This is a genomic window from Nocardioides sp. (assembly GCF_016462705.1).
In the GTDB taxonomy this organism is placed as follows: domain Bacteria; phylum Actinomycetota; class Actinomycetes; order Propionibacteriales; family Nocardioidaceae; genus Nocardioides.
Window position 1 is genome coordinate 1 of record NZ_JAEMSS010000217.1, and the last position, 6208, is coordinate 6208.

6 protein-coding genes are annotated in these 6208 nt (G+C 72.2%); 4 read left to right on the top strand and 2 right to left on the bottom strand.

Annotated elements, in window-relative coordinates:
- The 4 genes from JHD21_RS19655 to JHD21_RS19670 all read left to right on the top strand — a co-directional run.
- The coding region (locus tag JHD21_RS19655; RefSeq protein WP_292678715.1) for a hypothetical protein at nucleotides 1–1328 on the top strand (1328 nt) is incomplete at its 5' end.
- Between the two features lie 34 nt (nucleotides 1329–1362).
- A complete protein-coding gene (locus tag JHD21_RS19660; RefSeq protein WP_292678717.1) occupies nucleotides 1363–2310 on the top strand; it encodes a PAC2 family protein in 948 nt (315 codons plus the stop codon).
- The gene (locus tag JHD21_RS19665; protein ID WP_365696377.1) at nucleotides 2307–3242 is read left to right on the top strand and encodes an acyl-CoA thioesterase domain-containing protein; all 936 of its coding nucleotides are present in this window, start codon (nucleotides 2307–2309) and stop codon (nucleotides 3240–3242) included. Before JHD21_RS19660 ends, JHD21_RS19665 begins: the two co-directional genes overlap by 4 nt.
- Nucleotides 3243–3406: 164 nt before the next feature.
- Nucleotides 3407–4906: a M23 family metallopeptidase gene (locus tag JHD21_RS19670; RefSeq protein ID WP_292678719.1), complete on the top strand. Its 1500-nt coding sequence runs from the start codon at nucleotides 3407–3409 to the stop codon at nucleotides 4904–4906.
- 49 nt (nucleotides 4907–4955) lie between these two features.
- Here JHD21_RS19670 and JHD21_RS19675 read toward each other — a convergent pair whose 3' ends face one another.
- Together JHD21_RS19675 and JHD21_RS19680 are read right to left on the bottom strand one after the other, a co-directional pair.
- Complete coding sequence (locus JHD21_RS19675; RefSeq protein ID WP_292678722.1) at nucleotides 4956–5801, bottom strand: MaoC/PaaZ C-terminal domain-containing protein; 846 nt, start codon at nucleotides 5799–5801, stop codon at nucleotides 4956–4958.
- Nucleotides 5802–5803: 2 nt separating this feature from the next.
- Nucleotides 5804–6208 (bottom strand): SDR family oxidoreductase (locus JHD21_RS19680; RefSeq protein ID WP_292678726.1); only part of this gene is annotated, 405 nt, incomplete at its 5' end.

Below are 6208 nucleotides of genomic sequence, written 5' to 3' on the forward strand. Positions count from 1 at the left end.
CCCCGTCCCCCTCAGGGGTGACGATCACCGACGCCCCTCCCGACGCGCTGGCCGGCATCGAGGCGGCCCTCGACCGCCGCGCCGACGCCGTACGCCGGGGCGACGAGCGGGTCTTCCTGGCCGGTCTGGCGACGGGGGACCAGGGAGACCCGGGTCTGCTGGACCAGCAGCGCACCTACTTCGCCAACCTCCGGCAGCTCCCGCTCGCCGTGTTCGACTACACGGTCGATCCCGCCGGGCTGGTGCGCGACGGGGAGGCCTACTGGGTCGTGGTGGACCTGGCCGTCCAGCTCGACGGTTTCGACACGGCGCCGGTGGTCTCCCGCGACCGGTACCTGTTCACTCCGGGCGACCGGCCCGGCCGGTTCCGGGTGGCCTCGGTCACCGATCTGCAGTGGGAGGTCGACAACCAGGTCGAGCCGCAGCCGTGGGACGACGGCGAGATCGTGGTGGCCCGGCGCGGCAACGTCCTCGGGGTGTTCGACTCCGGCAGTGTCCGGGCCTCCACGAAGCTGCTCGCCTCGGTGGAGCGCGGCATCGCCGACGTCGCCGGGGTGGTGCCCTCGTCGTGGTCGCAGTCGGTGGTCGTCTACGCCCTGTCCACGACGGCGTTCCTCGCGACCCTGCCAGGTCTCCCCGGGGGTGACCCGACCAGCGTCGACGCGGTGGCGTTCCCGGTCTTCGCCGCTGCCGGCGCCCCTGACGCCGACCAGGCCGGCAACGTCGCCACCGTGGGCACCCGTTTCGCCCTGCACCCACGGATGCTCGACGAGGCCGGACGCGCCCGGGACCGCCTGGTCCGCCACGAGCTGACCCACGTCGCGATCGGCGAGGCCGACGACCGGGCGCCGGTGTGGCTCAGCGAGGGCCTCGCCGAGTACGTCTCCGTGCAGCCGCTGCCGCCGGAGAAGCGGACGATCTCCGAGGCGGCCCTCGAGGCGGCCCGCGCGGGGGTGACCGAGATGCCGCCCGACGAGTCGTTCAACGACGTCGGCACACCGGGCCGTGCCTCGGCCAACTACGGGATCGCCTGGTTCGCCTGCGAGTACCTCGCCGCCAGCTTCGGCGAGGTCGCCCTCTGGCAGGTCCTGGACGCGCTCGACCAGGAGGACGTCGACCCGGACGAGGTCCTGCTCGCCCAGCTCGGGCTCAACCAGCGCACCCTGGCGCGGAAGGCGGGCAAGCTCCTGCTCGCGACCTACGAGGCTCCCGAGCCGGTCCCGACGCCGACGTCCATCCCGACGCCGACACCGACCCCCGCAACGACTCCCACACCGGCTCCCACGCCCACTCCGGGCCTGCCGACGTCCGAGCCGGCGCCCGGCTGAGCGGCGGTGCGGCCCCGGCCCCTATCGTGGACGGGTGTCCAAACCGCGCCTCGTGCACATCGTCGACGACGTGCCGGAGCTCGGCGACGCCTGGGCGGCCGGCGACCTGACCATGGTGCTCGTGCTCGACGGGTTCCTCGACGCCGGCAACGCGGCCGCTCACGCCGCCACCCACCTGGTCCAGCAGGGTGGCGAGGCGACCGTGGTGGCGACGTTCGACGTCGACCAGCTCCACGACTACCGGGCGAGGCGCCCACCGATGTCCTTCGTGCAGGACCACTACGAGGGCTACGAGGCACCGCGCCTGCTGGTCCGGCTGCTGCGCGACAGCGGAGGTACGCCGTTCCTGCTCATGCACGGACCCGAGCCCGACAACCGCTGGGAGGCGTTCGCACGAGCCGTGCGCGAGGTCGTCGAGCGGCTGCAGGTCACCCGGGTCGTCTCCATGGGCTCGGTGCCGATGGCCGTGCCGCACACCCGTCCGATCGCGATCACGCCGCACGCCAACCGCACGGAGCTGGTCCCGGGCGTCAGCCCGTGGCGCGGCGAGCTGCGGATCCCCAGCAGCGCCCAGTCCCTGCTCGAGATCCGGCTGGGGGAGTGGGGTCACGACATGCTCGGCTTCGTGGCACACATCCCGCACTACCTGGCCCAGCTCGACTACCCGCAGGCCTCTGCCGTGCTGCTCGAGCGTGTCGAGCTGGCCGGCCGCCTCACCATCGACCTGACGGACCTGCGCGCGCAGGGCGAGGAGCGTGACGAGGAGATCGCCCGCTATCTCTCCGCCAACGAGGAGGTGGGGGAGGTTGTCGAGGCGCTCGAGCGGCAGTACGACGCCTTCGAGCAGGCCGAGCAGTCCGGGTCCAACCTGCTCGCCGGGGACGAGCCGTTGCCGACCGGCGACGAGATCGGCCGCCAGTTCGAGCAGTTCCTGGCCGGGCTGGACGGCACCGAGGGCGACCCCGGGAGGCAGGACCCGTGACCGACGTGACCTCCGGCACCCCCAGCGGCACCCGGGCTCCCGAGCCCGACCCCTACGTCCGTGACCTGGTCGCGCTGCTCGACCTCGAGACCCTCGACGACGACCTGTTCCGGGGCAGCCAGCCCGACTCGCCGCGGCCGCGCGTCTACGGGGGCCAGGTCGCGGCTCAGGCCCTGGTGGCCGCGGTGCGCAGCGTGGACCCCGAGTTCCAGGTGCACTCCTTCCACTCCTACTTCCTGCTCCCGGGCGACTACTCCGTGCCGATCGTCTACGAGGTGGAGCGGATCAGGGACGGCCGCTCGTTCCTCACCCGGCGGGTGATGGCGCGCCAGCACGGCCGGCCCATCTACTACCAGACGGTCAACTTCCAGCGGGTCGAGGACGGCTACGACCACCAGGACGCGATGCCGGAGGTCGGCGGCCCCGACCAGGGCTTCGACCTCGTGGACCTGATGCGCGACCGCGGCAACGACGAGGCGGACGCGCTCGGCAAGGAGTGGGGGGCTATCGAGGTCCGGTTCCTCGGCAACTCCCGGCACGGCCTGCCCGCCGACCCGCAGCACCCGGCCCAGGCGCGGATGTGGATCCGGATCAAGCCGGGCCTCGCGGTCGACCCCGTCGACCCGGTCGAGCACCTCGCGGCGTTCGCCTACGCCAGTGACATCAGCCTGCTCGGCGCCTCGCTCGCCGCGCACGACGCCGACCCGTCGAGGACGCAGATGGCGTCGCTGGACCACACCATCTGGCTGCACCAGCCGTTCCGGGCCGACGAGTGGTGGCTCTACGACCAGTGGTCGCCCCGGGCCTACGGAGGCCGGGGGCTGTCGTTCGGCCGGGTGTTCACCCAGGACGGCGTCCTGGTCGCCACGGTGGCCCAGGAGGGCCTGATCCGCCGGCGTCGGGACCGCTCCACCGGTCCCGGTCTCACCTGACCGGCAGCCGCCGTACCTAGATCACGACTGTCGCTCCGCGTCAGCGCAATCGGACACTCCGGTCCGATCGGTTGATTTCTCATCAATCCCCGGACGACACGGCGGTCGTCGGGCTTCACTGAGAGTCCCCCGACCCCTGTCGTCCGACCCCACGGAGCTCTGTGATGTCCCCGCGTTCGCTGCCACCCGCGATCCTCGCCTCGACGGTTGCCCTGGCCGTCGTCGCCGGACCCCTCGCCGTCTCGGCGCAGGCCCGCGACGGCGGTGGAAACGGCGGGAACAGCGGCAACGGCAGCTTCATCGCGGGCACCGGCCTGCCGCCCAAGTCACCGATCGACGAGGACAAGGACGACAAGGACCCCAAGGACCCGAAGGGACCGAAGGGTCCGAAGGGCCCCCAGGACCCGAAGGGCCCGAAGGACCCGAAGGGTCCCAAGGAGCCCGACGAGGAGCTGGAGGGCTCCTACGAGGGCGAGCTGGTCACCACCCTGGCCGACATCTCCAAGAAGCCGACCGCCCAGCCGCTGACCGCCTTCGAGCTGCCGTTCCCGTGCGGCGAGGTGTGGACCGGCACGACGCGGGCCAGCCACAGCCCCAGCGCCCGGTCCGTCGACTTCAACCGCACTGACGACCTCGGCGCCCCCGTGGTCGCGGCCGCGCCCGGCGTGGTCACGACCGCGGTCACCGGCAAGAACCGGCCGTCCTACGGCCAGTTCGTCGTGGTCGACCACGGCAACGACGAGAGCACCCTCTACGCCCACCTCGACTCGGTCACCGTGACCGTCGGGCAGGCCGTGTCGGCCGGCACGCAGCTCGGCACCGTCGGCAACACCGGCAACTCCTACGGGTCGCACCTGCACTTCGAGGAGCGGCTGGGCAGCTCGGTCATCGACTCGTGGTTCCACGGTCTCCGCTACGTCTACGGCACCGCTCAGGCCTCGGAGAACTGCGGCGTGGTCTCGATCCCGGACGTGCCGCTGGCCGGCAACGTGGTGGGTGGCAAGCGCGCCGAGCTGGTCGTCTTCCGGCGTACCGCCACGCCCGCCTTCTACGTCCGTCGCGAGCCGAAGGCCGACAAGGTCATCCGGATGGGCACCTCCTCCGACCAACCGGTGCTGGGTGACTGGGACGGCGACGGCAAGGCGACCCCGGGAGTCCGCAACCCGCAGTCCAAGACGTTCAGGCTCAAGACCGGTCGGATCATCACCGAGGTCAAGTTCGGGGGCCGCTCGGACAACGCCATCGCCGGCGACTGGGACGGCAACGGGCTCTGGGAGATCGGCACCCGCCGCGCCACCTCGAACGTCTTCCTCCTGCGCGCGGCCGACGGGACCAAGACGAAGGTCCGGCTCGGCGACATGGACGACCTGCCCGTGACCGGCGACTGGGACGGCGACGGGACGACCGACCTGGGTGTCTACGACTCCGCCACCGCGACCTACACCCTGCGGCTGGTCGACCCGGCGGGCGTGGAGACGCTCACCCAGGTCGTGCTCGGCGTGCCCGGTGACCTGCCGGTGGTCGGCGACTGGGACGCCAACGGGACGACCGACCTGGGCATCTGGGACCCGGACACCGCGACGTTCTCGATGCGCAAGGCCGTCAAGCCCACCAAGAAGGGCCCGGCCAAGACCCACCGGGTGCGGTTCGGCAACGGCCGCTGAGCGGGCGGGTGATCACCGGCCAGCCGGTGAGCCTCCCGCCGGGCCGGACTCAGCCGTTCGTCGTCCGCCCCACCAGGTGCGGCGAGCCGTCCTTCGGGCTGGTGAGGCTGAACGCGAACCCGTCGGCCAGCGGTGTGGAGCCGAACGCCACCGACCCGGGCAGCAGCACCGGTCGCTTGAAGGCGACCTCCACCGTGGCCGCGTCGGGGATCCGGTTCTCCAGCGCGGCGACGCAGCGAGCCATCGTCCACATGCCGTGCGCGATCTGCCGCGGGAAGCCGAGCGCCTTGGCGGTCAGCGCGTAGAGGTGGATCGGGTTGCGGTCGCCGGAGACCGCGGCGTACGTCCGGCCGAGGTCGGCGGGCAGTCGCCACACGATGCCGTGCGGCTCGGCGTCCGGGAAGCTGGTGCCGGACGGCGCCGAGTCGTCGCCCTTGCCCCGCCGGAGGTAGGACGAGGTCTCCTCCCACACCGTCTCGCCGCCCGCCGTCACCACGGTGACGAAGTCGTAGACCGCGCCCTTGGGGTGCGGCCGGGCCGGGCCGACGCTCGCAGCCACGTCGACGGTCTCGCCGACGCCGACCGGTCGGTGCTGGGTGATCGAGTTCTCCAGGTGGACCGTGCCGATGGCCGGTGCCGGGAAGCCGGGGTCGGTCATGATCCCCATCTGCAGCTCGAAGGCGAGCAGATGCGGGTACGGCAGGGGCACGGCGTCCTTCACGGGGAACCCGCACACCGCGGCGTACCGGTCGACGTGCTCGCGCGCGATCGTCACGCCGGTGCGGCTCCGCTCGAGACCCGCGAGGTCGCCCCGGGTCTTGCGGACGCCGGGCAGCTGGTTGACGACCGGGACCGACGGCAGCGCGGCCCGGAGCATGAGGGGCAGCTCGGGCACGCCTATGCCCCCAGCATCATCTGGCCGCACACCCGGACCACGTTGCCGTTGACGGCCGAGGACGCCGGGTTGGCGAACCAGGCGATGGTCTCGGCCACGTCGACGGGCAGGCCGCCCTGCGCCATCGCGTTGAGGCGCTGACCGACCTCACGGGTCGCGAACGGCACCGCGTCGGTCATCTTGGTGATGATGAAGCCGGGCGCGACGGCGTTGATGGTGATGCCGTCCGGCAGGTCGTCGGCGAGCGAGTCGACCAGGCCGATCACGCCGGCCTTGGAGGCGGCGTAGTTGGTCTGCCCGACGTTGCCGGCGATGCCCGCGATCGAGGCGACCCCGATGACCGCGCCGTGCTCGTGGATGACCTTCTGGTCGAGCAGCTCGCGGGTGATCCGCTCCGGGGCGGTGAG

What these genes read in the sequence shown, in the direction of transcription:
- JHD21_RS19670 (WP_292678719.1), top strand. Translation starts at nt 3,407, where the DNA reads ATGTCCCCGCGTTCGCTGCCACCCGCGATCCTCGCCTCGACGGTTGCC.